This is a genomic window from Parasphingorhabdus sp. DH2-15 (assembly GCF_051668705.1).
Classification (GTDB): Bacteria; Pseudomonadota; Alphaproteobacteria; order Sphingomonadales; family Sphingomonadaceae; genus Alterisphingorhabdus.
The window spans coordinates 2,002,547-2,025,482 of the sequence record NZ_CP196351.1 but is presented as its reverse complement, the minus strand read 5'-3'; the positions used below and the strand labels follow the sequence as shown (position 1 = coordinate 2,025,482).

The window sequence follows — 22,936 nt, the reverse complement described above, 5'->3', positions numbered from 1 at the left end:
ATTATCCAATAGGAACGGATAAAATCCGCGTTTCGGTATCGGCACTTGGGGGTTGCGCATTGGTGTTTGGGCTAGCCGTGACTGGTGGGTTGGCCGCTGGCATAGGACCTTGTGGCATTGCATCTGCCGCATCACCATTACCATCACCATTGTTAGGGTTTTTGTCACCCATCACTCTTGCTGGGCGTTCAAATTCAAGATTGCGCCTTATCCTCTCTGCCCTATCGCTCACTGTTGTGCTGATTAATTGTCGCATGCCTGTAAAAGAACATTGACTTGCATAGCGTTGAATAATGGCTCGCGCTGCAGGGTAGCTGTGGGGGAAATATTCCTTCATCTGCTCGGGCGTACCTACAAAAAATGGTTTGCGATATTGGTCTTGTGCGGCATCAAGTAATTCGCGTACGGCCCCTAAATCAGGCGCAACCAGATAGGCAGCGTCAAAGGCCTGAATCCCATCACCAATGAGACCAAAGCCGGAATTTGTAATGCCCTGTGCGGTACCGCCAGCGCCGGAAAGGCTTAAAACAGCACCAACCAGTGTATCTACTCCGGTATTGAGATCTTGAGCAAATTGCCGGTTTTGCGTTGCCGCTGTCGCTGTTGTGAAAAAGCGATTGCAATATAAATCTGTTAGCCCGAAACCAGCGGCCAGATAGGTTTGCATTTCCAGCAAACGGCGCTGATTTTCTTCATTGTAAAAGCCATCATCGAAATCGGGTCTTTGATAAGCCTTATATGTGACACATATGTCTTTTGTGTTTTCGCCTTTTTTTAGAAATTCTTCTTGTCCATTCGAAAGATCAAGGCCGTCTCCCAATTTTGATTTAAATCTTTTCAAACCGCTTCCGTCAAAACACAGTCTGTTATTGGCGGTTATTGATTGCTGTAGTTTTTCTAGATTAACGCGCTCATTCGGAGGACTGGATGTATCTTCTTCACTTTTCTGACTTTCCTCATCCTTTTTGTTTTTTTTGTCTTTTTTCTTTAACGCTTTAACTTCGTCTGAAAGCTCTGTTAAACTTGCATTCTGCTTACCGTTTGTCTCTTTTATGATATCTATATCTGCACCTTGCTTTTGTAATTGGCTACGCAAATTTAATGCCTCAGCAGTTTTTAACGGTGTTGCATCTTCATCTACAACAGAGGTATTTTGCTTAAATGCGGATCGTAGTACATTGATATAAGCAATCTCATCCAATCTGCTCGGCGCAGGTTTTGCAGCAATCTTTGGTCGGTCAAAACCATCAATTGCGCTACATCCTGAAAGAATATAGCCGCTGGCGACGCAGCACAATAATAGTGGCTTCCTCATCTTAGTCCCTCCATTTGATATTCATGTCCCATCCCTCGGGTTCGCTTCATGGCGTTAGCTGTTGCGATGTTGCCATGCCTGTGACATGCATCACGCTTTGCCTCGCCGTGGTTTGACGCTGTGCATTGCGCGCTGAACATAAATAGAACATTGCGAAATTCGCCTTGGCTGCTATGGCCATCTTGCTGAGTGCTTGCCGTTTGTGATTGAATTCCGGCGACTGCTCTCCACATAGGCCTTGAAGGGCAAAATAGGGGATGATCGGCAGCAGTATTTTGCGACTGTATGCGGTTCATAAACTCCGGATTTGGGTGTGATTGACGATGCTGACCAAAATTTCTGTGCGCGGGGCGCGTGAGCATAATCTTAAAGGCGTGGATATTGATCTGCCGCGCGATAAGCTGATCGTTATCACGGGCCTGTCGGGCAGTGGCAAATCATCGCTGGCCTTTGATACTATTTATGCAGAGGGTCAGCGGCGTTATGTTGAGAGCCTGTCCGCTTATGCGCGGCAGTTTCTGGAGATGATGCAAAAGCCCGATGTTGAGCATATTGAGGGGCTGTCCCCCGCCATCAGCATTGAGCAGAAAACCACTAGCCGCAATCCGCGCTCTACCGTCGCTACGGTGACAGAGATTTATGACTATATGCGGCTGTTATGGGCGCGTGTGGGTGTGCCCTATTCCCCTGCAACAGGCGAGCCAATTGCCGCGCAGACGGTCAGCCAGATGGTCGACCGCGTATTGGCACTGCCGGAAAAGACGCGTTTTTATCTGCTCGCTCCCGTGGTGCGCGGGCGCAAGGGTGAGTATCGCAAAGAGCTGGCCGAGTGGCAAAAGGCCGGCTTTACCCGGGTGCGTATTGATGGCGAATTTTACGCGATTGAGGACGCGCCAAAGCTCGACAAAAAGCTGAAGCACGACATTGAAGTGGTGGTTGACCGGCTGGCGGTGAAATCCGGCATGGACACCAGATTGGCCGACAGCTTTGAAACCGCGCTGAAACTGGCCGATGGCTTGACCTATGTTGATCTGGCGGATGGCACAGTTGCGGAGGCTTTGGCGAAGGCAGAAAGTACCGCTAGTCCTGAGCCTGACGAAGGACGCTTGTCCGCATCAGAGAAACAGGCTTCGACAAGCTCAGCCCTAACGGGGTCTTTGGAGCGGGATGGCGGCGCGATGAAGGGCGCTGGCATACCGGCCAATCGCATCATCTTTAGTGAGAAATTTGCCTGCCCCGTCTCAGGCTTCACCATTGAAGAGATTGAGCCGCGCCTCTTTTCCTTCAACGCGCCGCAGGGGGCGTGCCCGGCCTGTGATGGTTTGGGGGAGAAGCAATATTTTGATGATGAGCTGGTGGTGCCCAATCCGGAGCTGAGCCTGAAAAAAGGGGCGGTGGCGCCATGGGCCAAGTCCAACCCGCCTAGCCCTTATTATATGCAGGTGTTGGGCAGTCTGGCCAAGCATTTTGAATTTGACCTGACCACGCCATGGCGCGATCTGGACGAGACGCATCAGGATGTGATCCTGCACGGCACGGGCGGCCTGCCCGTCACGCTGACATTTAAGGATGGCCGCAAAAGCTATCAGGTGAAAAAGCCGTTTGAGGGTGTGATCGGCAATTTGAACCGCCGCATGCTGCAAACCGATAGCGCGTGGATGCGCGAGGAGCTGGCCAAATATCAAACCGCGCAGCCGTGCGAAGTGTGCGATGGTGCCCGTCTGAAGCCAGAGGCGCGCGCGGTCAAGATTGCGGACGAGGATATCTCCATCTCCACCCGCCGCAGCGTGGGCGATGCGCTGGCCTTTTTCGAAGGGATAGAGGCACATCTGACCGAACAGCAGCAGCAAATTGCCAAAGCGATTTTGAAAGAGATTGTTGAGCGGCTGGGCTTTTTGAACAATGTCGGGCTGGATTACCTTAACCTTGACCGTAAATCGGGCACGCTTTCGGGCGGGGAGAGCCAGCGTATCCGTCTCGCCAGCCAGATTGGCAGCGGCCTCTCCGGTGTGCTCTACGTGCTGGATGAGCCAAGCATTGGCCTACACCAGAAAGATAATGACCGGCTGCTCGTTACGCTGAAAAGGCTGCGCGATCTGGGCAATACAGTGATTGTGGTGGAGCATGATGAAGATGCCATCCGCCAGGCCGATTATGTTGTCGATCTGGGGCCGGGCGCAGGCGTGCGCGGCGGTGAAGTGGTGGCAGAGGGCACGCTGAAACAGATCCTCAAATCCAAACGCTCGCTCACCGCGGATTATCTCACTGGCCGTAAAGAAATCGCGGTGCCCCAGCAGCGGCGCAAGGGTAATGGCAAGAAGCTGACTGTGCACGGCGCGCGCGCCAACAATCTGCAAAATGTCACAGCCTCTGTGCCGCTGGGCACCTTTACTTGCGTTACCGGCGTATCGGGCAGCGGCAAATCCAGCTTCACCATTGATACGCTTTATGCCGGCGCGGCGCGTTCGCTGAATGGCGCGCGGATTATCGCGGGCAAGCATGACCGGATTGCCGGGCTGGAGCATTGCGACAAGGTGATTGATATCGACCAATCGCCCATTGGCCGCACCCCGCGCAGCAACCCCGCCACCTATACCGGTGCCTTCACCAATATTCGCGACTGGTTTGCCGGCCTGCCCGAAGCATTGGCGCGCGGTTATAAGCCCGGCCGGTTCAGCTTTAATGTCAAAGGCGGCCGGTGTGAGGCATGCAGCGGCGATGGCCTCATCAAGATTGAAATGCACTTCCTGCCCGATGTTTATGTGACATGTGAGGAATGCGGCGGCAAACGCTATAACCGCGAAACGCTGGAGGTGAAATTCAAAGGCCATAGTATCGCCGATGTGTTGGACATGACGGTGGAGGATGCGGTCAGCTTCTTCAAAGCCGTGCCGCCCATTCGTGACAAGATGGCGATGCTGTATGAGGTGGGCCTTGGCTATGTGAAGGTCGGCCAGCAAGCCACCACCCTATCGGGCGGCGAGGCGCAGCGCGTGAAACTGGCCAAGGAGCTGAGCAAGCGCTCCACGGGCAAGACGCTCTATATCTTGGATGAACCCACCACCGGCCTGCATTTTGAAGATGTGCGCAAATTGCTGGAGGTGCTGCACCGTCTGGTTGATCAGGGCAATAGCGTGATCGTTATTGAGCATAATCTGGACGTCATCAAAACCGCCGACTGGATTATCGATCTGGGGCCGGAAGGCGGTGTAAAAGGCGGCGAAATTGTTGCGGAGGGGACGCCGGAGCAAGTCGCCAAAAATGAGCGCAGCTTTACGGGGCATTATTTGAGAGGTATGCTCGCAAAATGAGCCAAGCCCCAATAACCGTTGTTTCATTGTTTTCCGGGGCTATGGGCCTTGATGCTGGCCTACAGAATGTAGGTCAGTTTCAACTTCTAGCTGCCGTAGAAAAGGAGAAGGCATTCTGCGATACAATTCATAAGAACAGAGATTTGGGTAACCTCCCAAAAAGCATGAAGATTTACCAGCAAGACTTGGCTGAGTTTGATGCTGAAACTCTGCTACAGGACTTACAACTGAAACCTGGTGAACTAGATTTGTTGGTAGGTGGGCCACCTTGTCAATCGTTTAGCACGGCTGGACGCAGAGGATCAGTTCAAGATCCACGAGGAACCTTGATTTGGGATTTTCTTAGATTTGTTGAGGTGATGCAGCCAAAGTATTTTTTGATGGAAAACGTGCGAGGACTGCTGTCTGCTGCTATTAACCATCGTCCAATTGCGCTTCGGCCAGATAGGGGGGAGAGCCTCTCAGAGCAGATGAACAAGCTGGCTCAGTTGTACAGCAATTTGCGAGCGATCTTAGAGAAATCGATCCTAGCTATCGTTTAGATTGTTTTGAAGTAAACGCAGTGAATTATGGGGCACCGCAATTGCGTGAGCGCGTTCTTTTTATAGGGAATCGTTTTAATCGAGAGCTTGAGTTTCCTAGTCCAACACATGGTTCAGTTGAGTCTCTGACTGTCGATTTGTTCAATGATAATCATTTGGAACCTTGGGTAACACTTCGTGATGCTATTGGAAGCATGAATGACCCCGGTGAAGAGATTATGGACTTTTCCCCACGCAAAAAAAAGTTCCTTAGTCTCGTAGCTGAGGGTTCAAACTGGCGGATTTTACCTGAAGAGCTGCAAAAGGAATCTATGGGCAAAGCCTATTTTGCTAAGGGCGGTAGGTCAGGGTGGTGGCGTCGGCTCTCATTCGACTTGCCATGCCCTACACTTGTTACAATGCCTAATCATGCAAGTACTTCATTGTGCCATCCTGTGGAAGTTCGTGCTCTAACTGTAAAGGAGTACGCTGCTATACAGGGGTTTCCGAGTGATTGGGCATTTAAAGGGACTACCAGTCAGAAATACGCGCAAATTGGAAATGCAGTTCCGGTAAGGTTAGGAGAGGTTGCTGGCACAGTTATTGCCGAAGAGTGCGCCACAATAGCAAACTTAAGTACCCCAGTCACATCCGGCGCTATAAAACCTTTCAGAAAAATATACATTCAATCACATGTTAGAACGCGAAAATGGTTTGATGGAAATTCTGCTAAAATTTGGAAGGATGGAAGTCGAGATGATAATCCGTCTTATGGTAGCGCGAAAACACAAAGAAGGGTTTCGAGGGTAGAATAAAAATGGCGCAAAGACATCCTGATCTTCCAAAGCGGGTTTCGGCAACGCTTTTGGACAAGGCTACGATATTTCAGCAACTTGCTGAAATAGATAGAGATGGGGAAGCCAGAACCCGCGTGCTTGAAATGGAAAATAGTTTCCGCAACAAAATTGATAACCATCTCGATGCTCTTCCGACAAAGGACGCTGCTTTTTCAAAGTTCAATACCAGCCCGTTTGTATTGATGTTTTATTCTCGCCAGAATGGCTATGCAGGTATTGAACAAATTGAGAAAGATATCGTCCCTGCGAAAGTTTTCTCATCTATGGAAACTTCTGCGGGGCGAATGGTCGAAGAAGTAGTTCTTCCAGTTTATGGCTGGGAAATTGTACCATCTGTGATGCACTCGGCAGAGTCTTTGCTTGACGGAAAGAAATGTGATCCAGACGAGTATTACGCCGTTACCCTTAAGAGCGGGCCGCGATGTCTTAATGACGAAATGGCTCAAAACATAGGCCAAGACATTGTTAAAAATGCGAAGGCTTGGGCAGATGCTCATGGTACTAATAGCGTAGAGTTTACCTATGGTGTGCTTTATGGAACCAAAAAGCTATCAAACAAGAAAGACTGGCACGTTCTTCGAAATGCTGCGGAGGCAGTAGATGCTGATGGACATATCTTGGTTCCACACAAGGATAACTGGAGCCTCCGCTATGTCAAAGATGGAATAGAAGTCGAAGCAACGGTACGCATAGGTCTCGATTGGTGGGAGTATCTTGGAAACAGAAATACATGGATTGAAGTTTGTATTGCCTTAATCAGAGCTTGTGTGGTTGTACGAGAATCCCCTCACCCTGACCGTAGGTTCGTTATTTCCGACATGGCTGACATCGTTGACCATTCATTTCTGGACAAGAACTACAACGTAGGAATTTTGCAGAGAAGTCAATTTGAGTGGTTGCTGTTTTTAGCTCGTCATTTTTGTGATGACTTCGGCAAGATAGCCTGATGTTTTCGACAATAAGAACCATAAGAAATAACTAAGTAATTTGAGTAATTTTTTGTTTGTACGGATACGAATTGTACCATAGTCTGAGTTGCTTATGCATATCTTACATCCCCAACCCCCTATATTCTAACCCCAGCTCTTTCATACTGTTGATCCGGTGCTACGATTTTCTGTTTTTGGGGTCAAAACTATTACCCTGCGCTCTCAACACGCGGTGTTGTGCTTACCCATTGTTTTCAGGTGTGATAGCGATGTTAGATAGTCTTAGTGTAGCTATGCATCATCAATAGCAAGTCGTTACGATATCACCCTTTTAGGCCTAATAACGCCGTCCCTTTTCCTCCGGCTTCCCGGTTCTCACTACCCCCTGTCCTACACACCCCATAATCCGGTAAACTGTTTGCTTGTCCAATCGCCAAGTGAGACTGTTTATGCCCCGTTCAAAGCCCCATCTGTCTGATCCTGCTGCATCATCGTCTGATGGGGCGGGGCGGTCTGGTTTTTCTCAGTCTATGGACTTGCTGGAGATATTGGGGGCGGTGCGGGCTGTGGTGGATGCGGATGTGCGCGCTGCCTCTGCGCCCATCTTGCTGGATGGTGTGCCGCCCTTGGGGAGTGATGAAAGTGCGGCTTTGGCAGTGCCTGCCAGTGAAGCGAGCGCGAGCGGGAATAGCGCACTGCCCCCAGCGCCAAAAGCACCGCTAACATCACCACCGCCCTCAACCGGCTTGGGGTCGCAATTGCCCCCGGCAATTCCTGAAGCATCCGGGGAATGCTTCACCCCGCGCCCCTCTGAAGACAAGGGGGCTAGCGCAACCATCAAGGAAAGCCCGGAATCGGACCATCAGGTCCGCAAGGCTGACCAGCCGCCGGCCGAAAGGCCGCCCTCTCGGAGGCGTTCGCGCAGCGAACACGCCGTGAGAGAAGAAGACCCCATGAGAGAAAAGACACTCCCCCAAAAACGGCCGCGTGGCAGCATGTCACCCGCGACGAAGCGCACCTTTTTGCAGGCTTTATCGCGTACCGGCAATGTGCGTGGCTCTGCCTATTATGCGCAGATCAGCCATGAAGCGGCCTATCAGGCGCGGCGGCGCGATGCGGCCTTTGCCTGTGCTTGGGATGGGGCGCTGGTCATAGCGCGCGATATGGCGCAGGATGAGCTGGCCGATAAAGCGATGAACGGCATTACCGAGGATATTGTCTATCATGGTGAGGTAACCGCCAGCCGCACGCGCTTTGATGGGCGGCTGTTGCTGGCGCTGTTGGCGCGGCTGGACAAACATGCGGCGGACAATCCGGCGGCGATGCGCGGCGCGGCGCGTTTTGATGCCTTGCTGGAGCGGATTGGCGCTGGTCAAGATGCCGATGACCTGATCGCCACACCAACCCCGGCGGAGGAGCCATGGCGCTATGGCGAGGGCGGAGCAGCAGGCGCAGTGGGCGTGGCTGATCCGGCGCTGGCGGATTGGCTGGCGGCGCAGCAAGAGGGTGGTTAGGGGCGGTTTGGGGCAGATAGGGCTGGGCGGGCCTCTATCCGCAATGCAGCTTTTTGCTTTTAGACAGTGTCAACAGTGTCAACTTTATCGCATATCATGGCGCGCCAAAGATACGGTTGAGGGATATAATTTCCCATCGATATTATTACCTGTTCACGGCGTGTGGCCAATTAAAATGCTTATATACTCATCTCAGAAATGAGAGTTCTCTCGACATATCGTCTTTGGTTGCCAGGTTGATATGCTGAAACAAATAGAGAGTATCATAGATATGACCAAAATTATGTGCCCAGCTTGCAGTACTAATATTTCTATCGATATGGGTCGTTATGTGTCGGGTAGGGCATATGATTGCCCGAACCCGAATTGTGATGTTATACTTCAGCATAGGATGGAGGGGGTGAAGAAGCCATATGAAGAGCTTACGGAGCTCAAAATACCAAGCGAGGGCGATTGATCTTGAGCATTGATGCGGTTTCTTACATCGTGCCGATAATGATAACGTTATAAGGCGGCGGCTTTAGCCGTTATTGTTCATCACCATCCGGCCTTTGGTGCCTTTGCCGTCGGGCTTCAGAGTGATGGTGAAGTTATCGCCATCTTTATCCGTTGCGGTGATGACATTGCCTTTGCGCTTCGCCGTGCCGCCCTTTTTGGTGATATGGTTCATGGTCCATTTGGCCACTGTGTCCGGGTCTGCCGGGGCGCTATAATCTATGCGCACATTGCCGATGGTCTCTCCATCAACCGTATTGGTGTTGACCGAGACATTGGTGACTTGAGAGCCGGGGTAGAGGCCGTCACTGCTGCCATCGGCTTTGGCGTCGGTCGTCCATTCATTGATGGGGACATCAATATCGAGGTTAAAGCCGTCCGAATTAAACGACATGGAGACGCTTTCATCACCATTGGAGGAGCTGGTCGAGGATGAAGATGAAGACGAGGAGGAGTTGCCATCTTTCGACTTGGTGATGACGACGGTTTTGCGGGTTTCGCCGTCCTGTGTATCGTTGGTCGTCAGGACAATCTCGTTATCGTCCTCAGTCTCCACCTTTTTGCAGGCACCCAAGGCCAGGGTGAGGGACAATGCACCAATTGCGAGGGTTTTTGCGGAGAAAGAGGTCATTATCACTGTGCCTTTGCTGTTTTACTTATGCAATACACTAGCCATGAAGTGCGTGCACGTCAAGTGTGATGATAGATGGCGGGGATAGATGATGACGGGTAAGCATGGGCAGCAGCGGCGCAGAAAGGAGAGGTGAGAGAGCCGGATTGGGCAAAGGGCGCGCAAATTTGGGCAAAGGGCACGCAAACGGGAGCCGATCCCGAAAGACCGGCTCCCACTGCGCCAATATCGCTTCATGATGCTTTGGAAAGCATGGCTTCCCTTGGTCATCCTGTCGGTTCATTTTCCCGGCTGCTTGTCCGGTTGCCCGGTCATGCTGCTGCGAAACTGTCCCGCCTGTGCTGTCATCACTCCAAAGCTTTGCGGCTCGGTTGCTCTGACAGCTATGTCGCTCGTTCGGCGTCCGATGACCCGTAACGGCGGTTCAATATTGCTATATTCCCGCCGCTCGGATGCATCTGATAGTGCGGATATTGATGTTTCGGCTTTCCCTTTGTTCGATCTCTCGTTCATCGGTTCCACGGTTGAAACGGCAATCTTCGCTCTATCCATAAGCCGGTTTACTCGTCTTCGGTCGAAACCAAGGGCTTTCATCCTGCCTATCATCATCAGCTCAGCATCTGTTCCAGACCAGTCTTTGTGTTTCCATCGTGAATGTAGCCATTCCCAATTTGCGTTTCTGTACCGCTCTTTCTTAAAGCGCAATCAGGTTGCCCCGATCACTCTTCGCTGCTCCTTCAAAAGACGGCAATTACATGCTTTCTCTTGTTGTTGCTGCCAGTTGCTGTTGCCTTCTGACCATTCAAAGCTGTCACGATGGGCGGGGTTCGGCAATCAAATTCGCGTGACTTATCCACATGGCCTAGCTGTTAATAGTGGACAAGACTGTGGATAGTAACATGTGCAAAGCCGCGCTAATCCAAGCAAGGTTGAACACGAAATGATCTTTCAAGGAAAGAACTATGCTTTGATAAGAAACAGCATCAAAACGACTCGCTACAGCCCTCTACAGCAGGCCGAGTCACTGTAAGACGCACCAAATAGCCACGGCACTGTCAAAAGGCAATGCGCTATTGCAGATAGTCAGTGCTATTGGTTGCGTCTGTTCTTCAACAGCTTGAGCCGCAGGGCGTTGAGCTTGATGAAACCGGCTGCGTCCTGCTGGTCATAGGCGCCGGCATCATCTTCAAAGGTCACTACGTCCTGGCTATAGAGGTTGTACCGGACATCGGCCTTACGACCGACCAAAGTGGCGCTGCCTTTGTACAGCTTGATCCGCACGGTGCCAGTGACATGGCGTTGGCTGTGGTCAATCGCGGCTTGCAGCATCTCACGCTCTGGCGAGAACCAGAAGCCGTTATAGATGATCTCTGCATAGCGCGGGGCCAGCTCGTCCTTCAAATGCGCTGCGCCGCGATCAAGAGTGATCTGTTCAATGCCGCGATGGGCGATATAATAGATGGTGCCGCCCGGTGTCTCATACATGCCGCGCGATTTAATGCCGACAAAGCGGTTTTCAACCAGGTCAAGGCGGCCAATGCCATGTTCACGGCCATAATCGTTCAGCTTGGCCAGCAGGGTGGCCGGCGACATGGCTTCACCATTGATGGCGACCGCATCACCGCGTTCGAAATCCACGGTGATATATTCGGGCGTATCGGGCGCATCTTCCGGGTTGTTGGTGCGCGAATAGACATAATCGGGCGTCTCTTCCCACGGGTCTTCCAGCACCTTGCCCTCAGACGATGTGTGCAGGATGTTGGCATCGGTGGAGAAGGGCGCTTCGCCGCGCTTGTCCTTGGGCACGCTGATCTGGTGTGCCTCGGCAAATTCAATAAGTCTGGTACGGCTCGTCAGATCCCATTCGCGCCATGGGGCGATGACCTTCACATCAGGGTTGAGGGCATAATAGCCGAGTTCGAAACGCACCTGATCATTGCCCTTGCCCGTTGCGCCGTGCGAAACGGCATCGGCGCCAAGCTCGCGTGCTATCTCTATTTGCCGCTTGGATATGAGAGGCCGTGCAATGGAGGTGCCGAGCAGATAATGCCCTTCATACAGAGCATTGGCCCGCATCATGGGGAAGACATAATCGCCGACAAACTCCTCACGCAGATCTTCGATAAAGATATGCTTGTCGGGAATGCCCATCGCCTGTGCCTTGCGGCGTGCAGGCTCCAGCTCCTCACCCTGACCCAGATCGGCCGTAAAGGTTATGACTTCGCACCCATATTCCTGTTGCAGCCATTTCAGGATCACACTGGTGTCCAGCCCGCCAGAATAGGCAAGGACAACTTTGCTGGGCTTAGAAGGTTCGGTCATGACAGGTTCCTGATGCATCAAATATATGGTGTTTCATAGTGCGCCTAACAGGGTGTAATGTTATGCGCAATATGGTAAAATGCGCGAACCGAAAGAGAGGGATTATGGCGCAGGCACGAAACAAAACACAGGAAAATGATGGCGATGTTGCTGCATTCATTGCGTCGGTTGAGCATCAGGGGCGGCGCGAAGATGCGGTTATATTGTTAGAGCTATTTGAAAAGATCACAAACACAAAACCCAAAATGTGGGGCGATTCTATTATCGGCTTTGGGCGCTATCATTATAAATATGATAGCGGCCGTGAAGGCGATATGTGCCGCACAGGCTTCAGCCCGCGCAAGGCCAATTTAAGCATCTATATTATGGGGCCCTATGGTGATGATGAAACACGTGCGCGCCGCGATGCGCTGCTTGCCCAATTGGGCAAGCACAAAATGGCGAAAGCGTGTCTGTACATTACCCGATTGAAAAACGTGGATATGGATGTTTTAGAACAGCTTATTCAGGACAATTGGGACTATATGAACCGCGCTTACCCACAATAGGCGGATGGTGCGGTGGAGCGGCTCTTTCAGCTGGCGGCTTTTTTGCGATATTTCTTCTCTGTCGCGGCGATGTAATCGCGTGTGATCGGCAGAGCGTCACGCCGGCGGGTCAGCTGTATCTGCGCATTCATATGGCCATCATGGAAGAACGCATTGGCCGCGGCGGCCAGATAGAACATCCACATGCGATAGAAGCGCGCATCATAAATGGCTTCAATCTCGATGCGCTTTTCACGGCAGCTATTATACCAGTGCACCAAAGTATGGCCGTAATGAACGCGCAAAATCTCAATATCAGTCGCCCAAAGCCAAGACTTCTCAACATGCGGCAGAATCTCAGAAAGCGCAGGAGCATAGCCACCAGGGAAGATATATTTCTGCGTCCATGGGTCGGTTACACCGGGCCCATCAGCACGGGCAATGGTGTGCACAAGCGCGACACCATCGGGTTTTAGACGATCGCGCACAGTATCAAAATATGCTTGAAAATTGGGCCGCCCGACATGCTCAAACATGCCCACAGACACGATCCGGTCAAATGTCTCTTGAACATGACGGTAATCAATCAGCTCAAAGCGGACATGATCGCTTACTCCGGCATCCGCGGCTCTTTGCCGCGCTACTTTCAACTGTTCTTCGGATAAAGTAACGCCAGTAACATCCGCGCCAGACACTTTGTGAATGAACATCGCCATGCCGCCCCAGCCGCAACCGATATCCAGCACCTTGTGGCCGGGTTTAAGGTCGAGTTTAGCAGCAATATGCGCCATTTTGTCTGTCTGCGCTTGTGACAAAGAATTGGCTTCATCAGTGAAATAGGCGCAGCTATATTGCCGGTCTGCATCCAGAAACAGGTCATAAAGCCGGTCATTAAGATCATAATGATGCGCAACATTTTTGCGGCTGCGTACCGCATCATTCACCTGTTGAATCTTTGATAATATGCGCTGAGACTTCCACAGGCCAACACGTGTGGTGTTGTCATAATCCCACCGCATGTTGAACGCTATCAGCTCTAACAGAGCCATGATATTATCATCTTCTATGGTCAGGCCGCCATCCATAAAAGCCTCACCAGCGCCAAGTGCAGGGTTACGGCTTATCCTGTTGGCGGTTGCCTTGTCTTTGATGGCAATATTGACTGGGCCATATCTCTCATGCGCAGAACCATAGCTGGTAACATTGCCATTTGGCGCTGTCACGTTGAGCTGCCCTTGAGTAATAATCTTGCTCAAGAAATTATCTAATAACCACATTGTCTTTTGCGTCCCTAAAAGATCAGTCTCACCCAATCCCCATTTCATGCATGCTAGTCAACTAAGATATGTGCGCAAGCCTAAATGCCGCCATACCATTCATAATCCGCCACATCCTCCCAATAACCCCCTTTGCCGCCATAAATGCCTGTCAGGCTGTCAACAGCCTCTATCCGCACCAGATATTTGGCATGTTTATAGCCCAATTGCCGTTCTACTCTCAGGCGCAGGGGGGCACCATTGCCAATTGGCAGTGGCTCATCATTTAAATTCCACGCAATAATAGTCTGTGGATGAAATGCGTCGATAAGATCAATGCTCTCATAATAGGGAATACCGCCAAGAGTATCCGCACAATGGAAGACCAGATATCGCGCCGACTTTTGGAGCTTTGCAATATTTAATAGGTGCGACAGACGAACACCTGTCCATTTGCCGATCGCGCTCCAACCTTCGACGCAATCATGGCGCGTAATTTGCGTTTGTGCTGGCATTGCGCGAACCTGTTCCAGTGTAAGGTTCTGAGGATTGTCGACCAGACCGTCTATAAATAATGGCCAGCCGGCAAAGCCCCGCTCGGCAATTTTGGCATAGGCTGGCAGGCTGGGGTAGCGTGTGCCATTGGCTGGGAAGATATCAGAGATTTTATCCTCGCCAAATTCTGCGGCCAAAGCATTGCGACTGGCAAGCGATCGCTGCACAGTGAAGTTAGCATCCTCGCCTTTGCTCAAAAGGCCGCGAAAACTGGCATTGCTAGATAGCTGATCGCATCCTGATAATAATGCACCGGCACCTATGGCAGCGCCGCCCAGCAATTTACGGCGGGAGATGCGTGATATCTCTCTGCGGCGGTTCATGATTTACCCTCTGCAGATAGTCTTTTCTGTCCGATCGTCATGGCCTTTACCAACCATATTGGGCGACTGACCAGAACCAGCACGATATGCAGCACAGTGAAGGCCACCAATGCCGCTGCAATGATAAAATGCACTGAGCGCGCAGACTGACGCCCGCCAAATATCTCTGGCAGCCATGGCCAAGCGGCGTTCATCTGTGGGGACATGGCCAGCCCTGTGGCGATCATCAGTGGCAATGCGACAAAGATAATCAGAATATAGCTGAGCTTCTGCAATGGGTTATAAATTGCGCTGCCCTCGCTGTGCAGAAATTGCCCCTTGGCATGGGTTTTGACACTGCGCCACAATATAGCAGGTCGCCAATTGTCCCGCTGCATATGTAAATCGCGCTGAACATGGCGATTGATAAGGCTTGCCAGCATGAAACATGCCAGCCCGATACTGAAAATCCATGCGAAAAAGAGATGCCAGCGGCGCCCTGCGGCCAGATCATAATAGCCGGGAATAGTTGCCCATGACGGAAAGGCCCAATTTTGGATACAGCCCTGATCATCGCGCCAATGACCCATAAAACCGGTGGAGGGGATAATCGTCTCTCCAATGCGGATATAGGCATCATCCGGTCCACTGGCGACCGCAGCCCATGCGTGATCATGCACATTGCCGCTATCACCCCAATATAATCTGGGATGCGCATTAAATATGGTGAGACCGCTCATCAGCAAGGTGACAAGACACAGCAAGTTTAGCCAATGCCAGATACGGGTCAGCCAATTATGGCGGGCTGATGAATTTCCTGTGGGGGTATCTGTATCTGACATGTTTGGACCAATACTTGTCTTTTCGCTGTCCATATCCAGATAGTTACGAAGAATAGCAACGTAAATCCAGCGAGCGAGTGACCATATGACCAATTATCATTTTTATCGCCCCATTGATGGCCATGGTCTTGCGCATAATCCGTTTAATGCAATTATTGCTCCGCGCCCTATTGGGTGGATCAGCACAGTTGATCGGGATGGCGTGGCAAATCTGGCGCCTTACAGTTTTTTCAATGCATTTAATTATGTTCCGCCAATCATTGGTTTTGCTAGCATTGGCGCGAAGGACAGCTTGCGCAATGCGCGTGAAATGGGGGAGTTTGTCTGGAACCTTGCCAGCTATGATTTGCGGTCACCCATGAATGAGAGCGCTGCGCCGGTTGATGCTGAAATTGACGAATTTGCGCGTGCTGAACTGGCCAAAACAGCATCACGGTGCGTAACCCCGCCGCGTGTTGCCGCGTCGCCAGTTAGTTTTGAGTGCAAGACCAGCCAGATTGTCCAGTTGCAAAATGCTGATGGTGATGAGGTGGACAGTTGGTTGGTCATGGGGGAAGTCGTCGGCGTACATATTGACAAAGCAATGCTGGAAAACGGTGTTTACCAGACGGCTCGCGCCAAGCCGATTATGCGAGGCGGCGGTCCAGCGGACTATTTCGTCGTTGAAGAGGCCAGCAAATTTGCGATGGATCGGCCTGAATAATTATTGCTCGGCCAAGGCTGCGGCTTCTCGATCAAGTTGAGCACGGCTTTTCTTTTCCGCAGCGGTTTTTAACTGGCCGCATGCTGCATCAATATCCCGACCACGCGGTGTGCGCACTGGCGCACTGATACCAGCTTCAAAAATGATGTTCGAAAAGCGCTTAATACGTTCCGGTGTCGAGCATTCATATATAGCGCCCTGCCAAGGGTTGAACGGGATCAAATTAACCTTGGCTGGAAGATCATAGCGCTTGATAAGACGCACCAGTTCATGCGCATCCTCATCACTGTCATTCTTATCTTTTAGCATCACATATTCAAAGGTGATGCGCCGTGCATTGCTGGCCCCAGGATAGGCGGCACAGGCTGCGAGCAGCTCTTCAAGCCCGTATTTCTTATTGATCGGAACAATCTCATCGCGCACAGCTTTGTTGGTGGCATGCAGGGATACCGCCAGATTTACGCCTATCTCTTCGCCTGCGCGTTCCATTAAGGGGACAACGCCGCTGGTCGATAAGGTAATCCGCCGACGAGAGAGGGAGAGTCCTTCCGGGTGCATGACAATCTTCATCGCGTCGCGCACATTGTCAAAATTATACAGCGGCTCACCCATGCCCATCAGCACGATATTGGTGAGAAGGCGCCCATCAGCGCGATAATCGCCGCTATCCTCCGCATCATCCAGGCCGTCCATGGCACCTTTGGGCCATTCGCCCAGCGCGTCACGGGCAAGCATGACTTGGCCCACAATTTCACCAGGGGTCAGGTTGCGCACCAAACGCATAGTGCCAGTATGGCAGAAAGTACAATTGAGCGTGCACCCAACCTGACTGGAAATGCACAAGGTGCCGCGATCAGCATCGGGAATGAACACCATTTCATAATCATGGCCATCTGCGGTTTGCAACAGCCATTTGCGCGTGCCATCTTCCGATATTTGCGCTTCAACAATCTCTGGCCGTCCGACGATAAACCTTTGCGCAAGCCAAGGGCGCATGGTCTTTGAAATGTCGGTCATATCGGCAAAATCACCAACACCGCGATGATATATCCAATGGAATACCTGTTTGGAACGCAGCTTAGCCTGTTTAGGGTCCAAGCCTGCTTCAGCAAATAAATCGCGAATATCCTCGCGCTTCAAGCCCATAAGCTCAACCCGCCCATCAGCGCGCGGTGTAACATTGTCCGGACGTGGAACGGGGACGGGGTCAATATGGCCGGGAATTTGCATTTGGCGCATATAGGGGAGGGGATAGAGAAAGGGAAGACGTTGGCGTGAAGCGATCAAACAATCTTAAAGGTTTACAGTCTGGCACAGGCCAGAGCCGCAGCATCCATTGCGGTGGCCACGCCGGGCAGAGTATATTTGTCAATGATGCGCCCGCCACCAGCAGACCGTGCGGTAACAGTCATAGTTCGCGATTGGCGCAGTGCGGCGACAATGGCTGCATCCATTTTCCGGTTTTGGCTCCACGCATCTTCACCCTTACCGGTTAATGTGAAGCGGCGGCGGCCAACCCGCAAAGTGATGTCAGCGTTTTTGATCATGTCGCGGCTGAGATGGATATGAAATTGCCCATAAAGCTGCTTTTTGGGCCAATATCCGATACTGGCATAGGCACGGTTGCGGTCTGGTCCGCTAATCTCTTCCGGCTTGGCAATCGCATAGCAGCGCGGCACATCGGGATCACGAAAAGCGGCCCAACTCTCAAACAGGCCCAGACTGTCCTTTGCCATTGCAGCTGGCACGGCCAAAGTGAATATCGCTATTACCAGCGCCAAGCGCAGCCCGGAGGTGGAGAAGATGTGTTTCGTCATGCCACTTGGCCGCCAATACCTTCGACAACCAATGTTTCTGCACCATTTTCAAAGCAAGTAACAGAGCCTTGCGGCAAACCCGGCGCTATTGGCGCGTTCAGGCGCGGCGTATCCGGCAAGCCCAACAAAGCACCGCGCAGCACGCGGCTGGAAATGCCGTGCATGATAACCAGCTTGTCGCCGTCATCTTGTGCATGATCGGCTGTCCAAGCGAGCACGCGTTCGCGGATGGAGGGATAGTTTTCACCATCTGGAGCAGGCATAAGCGCGCCGCTATCTGGATCAATAACATTGGCCATATCACCGCCTTGTGCCGCAATGACATCAGCATAATATTGCCCGCCCCAACTGCCCATGCCGATTTCCATCAATCGCGTGTCACGCTCTGCTTGATGCCAATCCAGCTCCAGATGTTCGGCGATAACCGCCAAAGTCTGCAAAGCCCGGCCCGTTTCGGACGCCCAGAGTGTCAAGGCCGGCTTCACGCCCAATAGATTGCGCAGCGCAGCGCCCATGGTATCGGCCTGCGCGAAGCCGCGACGGGTAAGCGGGGTATGGGTATGTTCACCCTGTAAGCGTTTGGCGGCATTATAAACAGTTTCGCCATGCCGCGCGATGAAAAGGCGGCCTTTAACAGATGGAATAATGGTCATATGTATAGTGTGCGTCAGATTGTGTTTATGAGCAATGCGAATTTAATCGCCGCCGCATCCACCGCATCCACTGCATCCGCCGCATCCACTACCGCCAACACCAGAACCGCCATCACCTCCACCTCGACCACCGCCGCCGCGCCCTGAGCCTCCCAGTAACATGAAAACCCCTAAAATAATCGCGATGCCAACAACAATGGCCATGGTAGGATCTTCGCTACTTTTTGGTTCGCTTTTGGCAATTGCGCCGCTCAGCATTACACATGCAGACAATATCGCTGCAGAACCAGCAATAGCGGCGATGCGTGATGGCCATTTGGGGATGACCCAGTTTTTAGCCGTATCAACACGGCGCAAATTCGTGGAAAATCTGGTGTCACTATCTGGCTAGATAATGTTTGGCGCAGGCTGCCCAAAAACCTGCTGATACATTTCCAAACTATGCTCATATTGTTCGCGATAGCGCACATCTTCAGTTTCACCGCCAATGGTCGGGCCATGGTGCAGGGGCTTCATTATGATGTCTTTACACAATATATCCCAGTAATGACGGCTATAACTTAGATGAAGATGCCATGCCTCATCCACAGCTACAGATGGAGTAACTGGAACTGAACCAGTGGCAGCGAGGTACAGGAAACGCCGATATTCCTGCATAACTTGCTGCGTGAATTGTGCCGACCAGCCATTTTCTCGCGCTAGCCTTTGTTCAAAAGTGAGGGCCGCACTAAGTGGCGAAATATTCATCGCCTCAAGCGCTAACCATAGCTGGTCCTTTTTGTACATTGGAACAAACCTCCCTATTCTATGGTGCCAATATAGGCTGAATGACCATTTAATGACATCTATTATCAACCGTCCCGAAGCATAAATAGGCTTTAACCTTGAAGCCAAAATGCGAATATGTATTCATAATGGAAATGTGAGATTATATTCTCAGAATTATAGGGGGAGGGCATTATGGCACAAAAAATTATTGGTATCGATGGAATGAGCATCGCTGACTTACATCAAGCAGTGGACGATGGTGGTCGGTTTGTTATTTATCAATATACAATTTCCATCATAATTATGACATTTAGACGATCGACAAATATACATTTTATTCCAACGTCCGGAAAACGCGTGGCCAAAGGAATCCCTCTGACCATTCTTTCAGCCATATTGGGTTGGTGGGGCATTCCCTGGGGACCGATTTATACAGTTGGCGTGATTATTGATAATTTGTCTGGCGGTAAAAATGTCACCAAAGAAGTTATGGCAAGCATAGACCAATCATCTGCGGGTGGCGATCAAGATTTTTGGACTGACAGCCAAAACCATCTTGGCACATAAGGCTAATCATCGCCTTTTGCGTGACATAAGGCAGAATCGCCGGTAATGGCGCATCCCATGGCTACAAACCCACCACTTTCCATCCCCGCGCCGCCCAAAGTGGGCATGGTATCTCTTGGCTGTCCCAAAGCCTTGGTTGATAGTGAACGGATTTTGACGCGTTTGCGGGCTGATGGTTATCATATGTCCGCTGACTATGCCGGCGCGGATGTTGTGCTGGTCAATACATGCGGCTTTCTGGACAGCGCCAAAGAGGAAAGTCTGGAAGCGATTGGCGAAGCGATGGCGGAAAATGGCCGGGTTATCGTCACTGGCTGTATGGGCAAAGAGGCCGAAGTTATTCGCGCACGCTTTCCTGATGTGCTGGCCATAACCGGGGCGGCACAATATGAAGATGTGGTTGGCGCTGTACATGAAGCAGCGCCCCCGGCACGCGGTGAATATATTGATCTTGTCCCGCAGCCAAAAGTTAAAGTGGCTGACCCTGATGCCGCCACGCAAAATGGCGGGCTGAAATTAACGCCGCGTCATTATAGCTATTTGAAAATTAGCGAAGGCTGCAATCACCGTTGCTCCTTTTGTATTATCCCGCAATTGCGCGGTGATCTGGTCAGCCGGCGGGTTGATGCAGTGCTGCGCGAGGCGGAAAAGCTGGTCGGGGCAGGGACTCGCGAATTGCTGGTCATCAGCCAGGATACATCGGCCTATGGTGTCGATACACGGCATAAAAGCTATGATTGGAAAGGCCGTGAAACCCGCAGTCATATGGTCGATCTGGCGCGTGAATTGGGTGGGCTGCAATCGGCGGATGGACAGCGCCCATGGGTGCGCATGCATTATGTTTATCCCTATCCGCATGTTGCACAGCTTATTCCGCTCATGGCCGAAGGACTGGTCACGCCCTATCTTGATATTCCGTTTCAACATGCCGCGCCATCGGTTTTGAAACGCATGAAACGCCCCGCCAATGAGGCGAAGGTGCTGGACCGGATCAAGGAATGGCGTGCCATCTGCCCGGATCTGACCATACGCTCAACCTTTGTTGTCGGCTTTCCAGGTGAAAGCGAAGCGGATTTTGAATATCTGCTGGAATGGCTGGAAGAGGCACAACTGGATCGTGTCGGCGGTTTTCGCTTTGAACCAGTAGAAGGCGCATCGGCCAATGATCTTGATGGCCATGTGCCCGAAGCGGTGAAAGAAGAACGTTTCCAACGGTTAATGGAAACCACTGCGCGTATCAGCAGCGCCAAATTGCAGGCCAAAATAGGCCGAACCTTGCCCGTTATCATTGATGACATTGGCGAGGCTGACGAAGACGGCAGTATTGGCGCCACTGGTCGTTCACAAGCTGATGCCCCTGAAATCGATGGCAATGTCTTCCTGCGCGATGTTTCTGGTGCATGTAATGTCGGTGATATTATCGATGTAGAAATAGAAGACGCCGACGCACATGATCTGTTCGGTGTGCCTCTTAGCGCTTAAACCATCTCACTCGATCCGTGCCCGGAAATGCAGAATGAATTCGGTTGAACTGCCGCCAGCATTCATATTGCCTTTGGGGTTGAAGCAAATATAGCGAACAGCAGGATCAAAGCCAGATTGCGGGGCGTAATTGCAATCGGCAAAACTGCTGGGCGGATTTACGGCATCGGAAAACCTTACATCGCGCGTAAAATCGAAGTCCAAGCCAGAGCCATTATCGATGATACCGATAGGGTTGTTGCCTGAAAAGTCATCACTGCCGCCAGCATCAATATCATCGTTCCAAAAGGCCAGTTTTGCAGGCATTCTGTCAACGATGAGCAAGCTGTCACTATCTGTTGGTCCGGTCCCCGTATTGCGCACCACGATGGCGTAAATCACTTCATTTTGTGGCAGGGCATAGCCAAATTGCGCCGTGGGTTGATAAACAATAGATGATTTTTCGACGGTAATAATCGCTCTTTCAACAATGATGGTTACTGTCGCAGTGTCGCTTAAACCTGAGGCATCGGTAATGCGATAGGTAAAGCTGTCCGTGCCAAAAAAACCATTATCCGGCGTATAGGTAAAGCTACCATCCGCAGCAAGAGTAAGGCTACCATTTTGTACATCGTTGACCGGACTTGTGGCTACTGTGATGGCAGAGTCTTCCGGATCATTATCCATGCCATTGCCATTATTTGTAATCACATTGGCGGTAATGGCCGTATTAAACGGTGTGCGGAAATCATCATTGAAAGCAATTGGGGGTAAATTGGGGAAGGGGGCTGTGCTGCATGACGTTCCATCATTATTACCTGAGGGAACGCCGGTTGCGACCAATTCGGCGCGTGGATTAGAGGTTAAAAAGTCAAATAGTTCATAAACATTGCCCGTTGTGTTTTTGAACAGCAAAACCCGTCCGGCACCGTCTGACCAAATGGCGCCTGTCGTGCCTTCATTGGGCAGGTCTGCTACATTGGCTGACGTGGTTGCCCCTGTCACGGGGTCGATTAAAGCCATTTGCGTGCGGCCGACCATTATTATGCGCGAGCCTATGCTTGTATCCACAAATGCCATATCGGCTGCGCCGCCAGGCCTGTTCTGACTCATGGTAACGGTGGATACGCTTTGCGTAGCCAGATTAATCACTTGTAATAGATTGTTATCTGTATTTACCCATAAATTATTATTATTATCCACGTCTCCTGAAAGAGAACTGAACGAAACGCTGAATAATGTCGTTAATATGCCATTAGCGTCAACACGGATGACATCAGTGTTGAACATGCCGTAAATCAAACCGTCTCTAACATTAAAGCCTATGGCGTTATAGTTACTATTATCAGGGCCAATATCGACATAGCTGGACAATAAAGGATCGAATATCCTAAGTTGGCCTGATTGCACTTGATAAACATCGCCAGTACATTGGAACGGCGTTGTTTGCGCATGTGCATTAGTAACTACAAATATGCTGGAAAGGCTACATATGCATAGGCATAGCCATCTCCAGAGCGATATATATTTTATTACAATTATCTTTTCCATGTCGAAATAAACGGATAAACCTACTCCAATTTTAATTTA

The 22,936-nt window shown here is 51.2% G+C and carries 22 protein-coding genes; 9 read left to right on the top strand and 13 right to left on the bottom strand.

The annotated features are described in order from the left end of the window. Nucleotide 1: 1 nt before the first annotated feature. Nucleotides 2-1,201: a hypothetical protein gene (locus ACR9YC_RS09505; protein WP_438726834.1), complete on the bottom strand. Its 1,200-nt coding sequence runs from the start codon at nt 1,199-1,201 to the stop codon at nt 2-4. 437 nt (nt 1,202-1,638) lie between these two features. On the opposite strand from ACR9YC_RS09505, the gene uvrA reads away from it, so the two are divergent. From uvrA to ACR9YC_RS09480, 5 genes are all read left to right on the top strand, one after another. Then, nucleotides 1,639-4,626 (top strand): excinuclease ABC subunit UvrA, encoded by a 2,988-nt coding sequence (gene uvrA / locus ACR9YC_RS09500; protein WP_438726831.1) that lies wholly within the window; start codon nt 1,639-1,641, stop codon nt 4,624-4,626. Then, nucleotides 4,623-5,168: a DNA cytosine methyltransferase gene (locus ACR9YC_RS09495; protein WP_438726828.1), complete on the top strand. Its 546-nt coding sequence runs from the start codon at nt 4,623-4,625 to the stop codon at nt 5,166-5,168. The genes uvrA and ACR9YC_RS09495 overlap by 4 nt, the downstream gene beginning before the upstream one ends. Beyond that, nucleotides 5,147-5,962, top strand: a complete 816-nt coding sequence (locus ACR9YC_RS09490) for a DNA cytosine methyltransferase (RefSeq protein ID WP_438731740.1) — start codon at nt 5,147-5,149, stop codon at nt 5,960-5,962. Before ACR9YC_RS09495 ends, ACR9YC_RS09490 begins: the two co-directional genes overlap by 22 nt. Nucleotides 5,963-5,964: 2 nt before the next feature. Continuing rightward, nucleotides 5,965-6,951, top strand: a complete 987-nt coding sequence (locus tag ACR9YC_RS09485) for a PmeII family type II restriction endonuclease (protein WP_438726825.1) — start codon at nt 5,965-5,967, stop codon at nt 6,949-6,951. A 431-nt stretch (nt 6,952-7,382) separates the two neighbouring features. Continuing rightward, nucleotides 7,383-8,447: a hypothetical protein gene (locus tag ACR9YC_RS09480; protein ID WP_438726823.1), complete on the top strand. Its 1,065-nt coding sequence runs from the start codon at nt 7,383-7,385 to the stop codon at nt 8,445-8,447. 520 nt (nt 8,448-8,967) lie between these two features. Here the strand turns inward: ACR9YC_RS09480 and ACR9YC_RS09475 are convergent. The 3 genes from ACR9YC_RS09475 to ACR9YC_RS09465 all read right to left on the bottom strand — a co-directional run bounded on the left by ACR9YC_RS09475 (nt 8,968) and on the right by ACR9YC_RS09465 (nt 11,895). Further along, nucleotides 8,968-9,573 carry a hypothetical protein gene (locus ACR9YC_RS09475; RefSeq protein ID WP_438726821.1) on the bottom strand — a complete coding sequence of 202 codons (606 nt, stop codon included), beginning with the start codon at nt 9,571-9,573 and terminating at the stop codon, nt 8,968-8,970. Nucleotides 9,574-9,852: 279 nt separating this feature from the next. Then, on the bottom strand, nt 9,853-10,125 hold the full coding sequence (locus ACR9YC_RS09470) for a hypothetical protein (protein ID WP_438726818.1): 273 nt from the start codon (nt 10,123-10,125) through the stop codon (nt 9,853-9,855). A gap of 537 nt (nt 10,126-10,662) precedes the next feature. After that, nucleotides 10,663-11,895: an argininosuccinate synthase gene (locus tag ACR9YC_RS09465; RefSeq protein ID WP_438726815.1), complete on the bottom strand. Its 1,233-nt coding sequence runs from the start codon at nt 11,893-11,895 to the stop codon at nt 10,663-10,665. A 104-nt stretch (nt 11,896-11,999) separates the two neighbouring features. Between ACR9YC_RS09465 and ACR9YC_RS09460 the strand changes: the two genes are divergently transcribed. Further along, entirely contained in the window at nt 12,000-12,443 is a 444-nt protein-coding gene (locus ACR9YC_RS09460) for a DUF1801 domain-containing protein (protein ID WP_438726813.1), read from the top strand. Nucleotides 12,444-12,469: 26 nt separating this feature from the next. Here the strand turns inward: ACR9YC_RS09460 and ACR9YC_RS09455 are convergent, their stop codons facing one another. The 3 genes from ACR9YC_RS09455 to ACR9YC_RS09445 all read right to left on the bottom strand — a co-directional run bounded on the left by ACR9YC_RS09455 (nt 12,470) and on the right by ACR9YC_RS09445 (nt 15,377). Beyond that, the gene (locus tag ACR9YC_RS09455) at nt 12,470-13,699 is read right to left on the bottom strand and encodes a class I SAM-dependent methyltransferase (RefSeq protein WP_438726810.1); all 1,230 of its coding nucleotides are present in this window, start codon (nt 13,697-13,699) and stop codon (nt 12,470-12,472) included. A gap of 80 nt (nt 13,700-13,779) precedes the next feature. Further along, nucleotides 13,780-14,556, bottom strand: coding sequence for a molybdopterin-dependent oxidoreductase (locus ACR9YC_RS09450; protein WP_438726807.1), 777 nt, complete (start codon nt 14,554-14,556; stop codon nt 13,780-13,782). Beyond that, the gene (locus tag ACR9YC_RS09445; protein ID WP_438726804.1) at nt 14,553-15,377 is read right to left on the bottom strand and encodes a cytochrome b/b6 domain-containing protein; all 825 of its coding nucleotides are present in this window, start codon (nt 15,375-15,377) and stop codon (nt 14,553-14,555) included. The genes ACR9YC_RS09450 and ACR9YC_RS09445 overlap by 4 nt, the downstream gene beginning before the upstream one ends. A gap of 85 nt (nt 15,378-15,462) precedes the next feature. Here ACR9YC_RS09445 and ACR9YC_RS09440 point away from each other — a divergent pair, with 85 nt between their 5' ends. Further along, entirely contained in the window at nt 15,463-16,080 is a 618-nt protein-coding gene (locus ACR9YC_RS09440) for a flavin reductase family protein (protein WP_438726802.1), read from the top strand. Here ACR9YC_RS09440 and rlmN read toward each other — a convergent pair whose 3' ends face one another. The 5 genes from rlmN to ACR9YC_RS09415 all read right to left on the bottom strand — a co-directional run bounded on the left by rlmN (nt 16,081) and on the right by ACR9YC_RS09415 (nt 19,336). After that, the gene (gene rlmN, locus ACR9YC_RS09435) at nt 16,081-17,319 is read right to left on the bottom strand and encodes a 23S rRNA (adenine(2503)-C(2))-methyltransferase RlmN (protein WP_438726799.1); all 1,239 of its coding nucleotides are present in this window, start codon (nt 17,317-17,319) and stop codon (nt 16,081-16,083) included. Nucleotides 17,320-17,381: 62 nt separating this feature from the next. Next, complete coding sequence (locus ACR9YC_RS09430) at nt 17,382-17,897, bottom strand: hypothetical protein (RefSeq protein WP_438726796.1); 516 nt, start codon at nt 17,895-17,897, stop codon at nt 17,382-17,384. Beyond that, nucleotides 17,894-18,550 carry a histidine phosphatase family protein gene (locus ACR9YC_RS09425; protein WP_438726793.1) on the bottom strand — a complete coding sequence of 219 codons (657 nt, stop codon included), beginning with the start codon at nt 18,548-18,550 and terminating at the stop codon, nt 17,894-17,896. Before ACR9YC_RS09425 ends, ACR9YC_RS09430 begins: the two co-directional genes overlap by 4 nt. A 42-nt stretch (nt 18,551-18,592) precedes the next feature. After that, nucleotides 18,593-18,907 (bottom strand): hypothetical protein, encoded by a 315-nt coding sequence (locus ACR9YC_RS09420; protein WP_438726790.1) that lies wholly within the window; start codon nt 18,905-18,907, stop codon nt 18,593-18,595. Between the two features lie 30 nt (nt 18,908-18,937). Further along, entirely contained in the window at nt 18,938-19,336 is a 399-nt protein-coding gene (locus tag ACR9YC_RS09415) for a glycine-rich domain-containing protein (RefSeq protein ID WP_438726787.1), read from the bottom strand. Nucleotides 19,337-19,510: 174 nt separating this feature from the next. Between ACR9YC_RS09415 and ACR9YC_RS09410 the strand changes: the two genes are divergently transcribed. Together ACR9YC_RS09410 and rimO are read left to right on the top strand one after the other, a co-directional pair. Next, nucleotides 19,511-19,885: a hypothetical protein gene (locus ACR9YC_RS09410; RefSeq protein ID WP_438726784.1), complete on the top strand. Its 375-nt coding sequence runs from the start codon at nt 19,511-19,513 to the stop codon at nt 19,883-19,885. A gap of 57 nt (nt 19,886-19,942) precedes the next feature. Beyond that, the gene (gene rimO, locus ACR9YC_RS09405) at nt 19,943-21,367 is read left to right on the top strand and encodes a 30S ribosomal protein S12 methylthiotransferase RimO (RefSeq protein ID WP_438726781.1); all 1,425 of its coding nucleotides are present in this window, start codon (nt 19,943-19,945) and stop codon (nt 21,365-21,367) included. Nucleotides 21,368-21,373: 6 nt separating this feature from the next. On the opposite strand, the gene ACR9YC_RS09400 is transcribed toward rimO, so the two are convergent. After that, nucleotides 21,374-22,756, bottom strand: coding sequence for an Ig-like domain-containing protein (locus ACR9YC_RS09400; protein WP_438726778.1), 1,383 nt, complete (start codon nt 22,754-22,756; stop codon nt 21,374-21,376). Between the last annotated feature and the right edge of the window lie 180 nt (nt 22,757-22,936).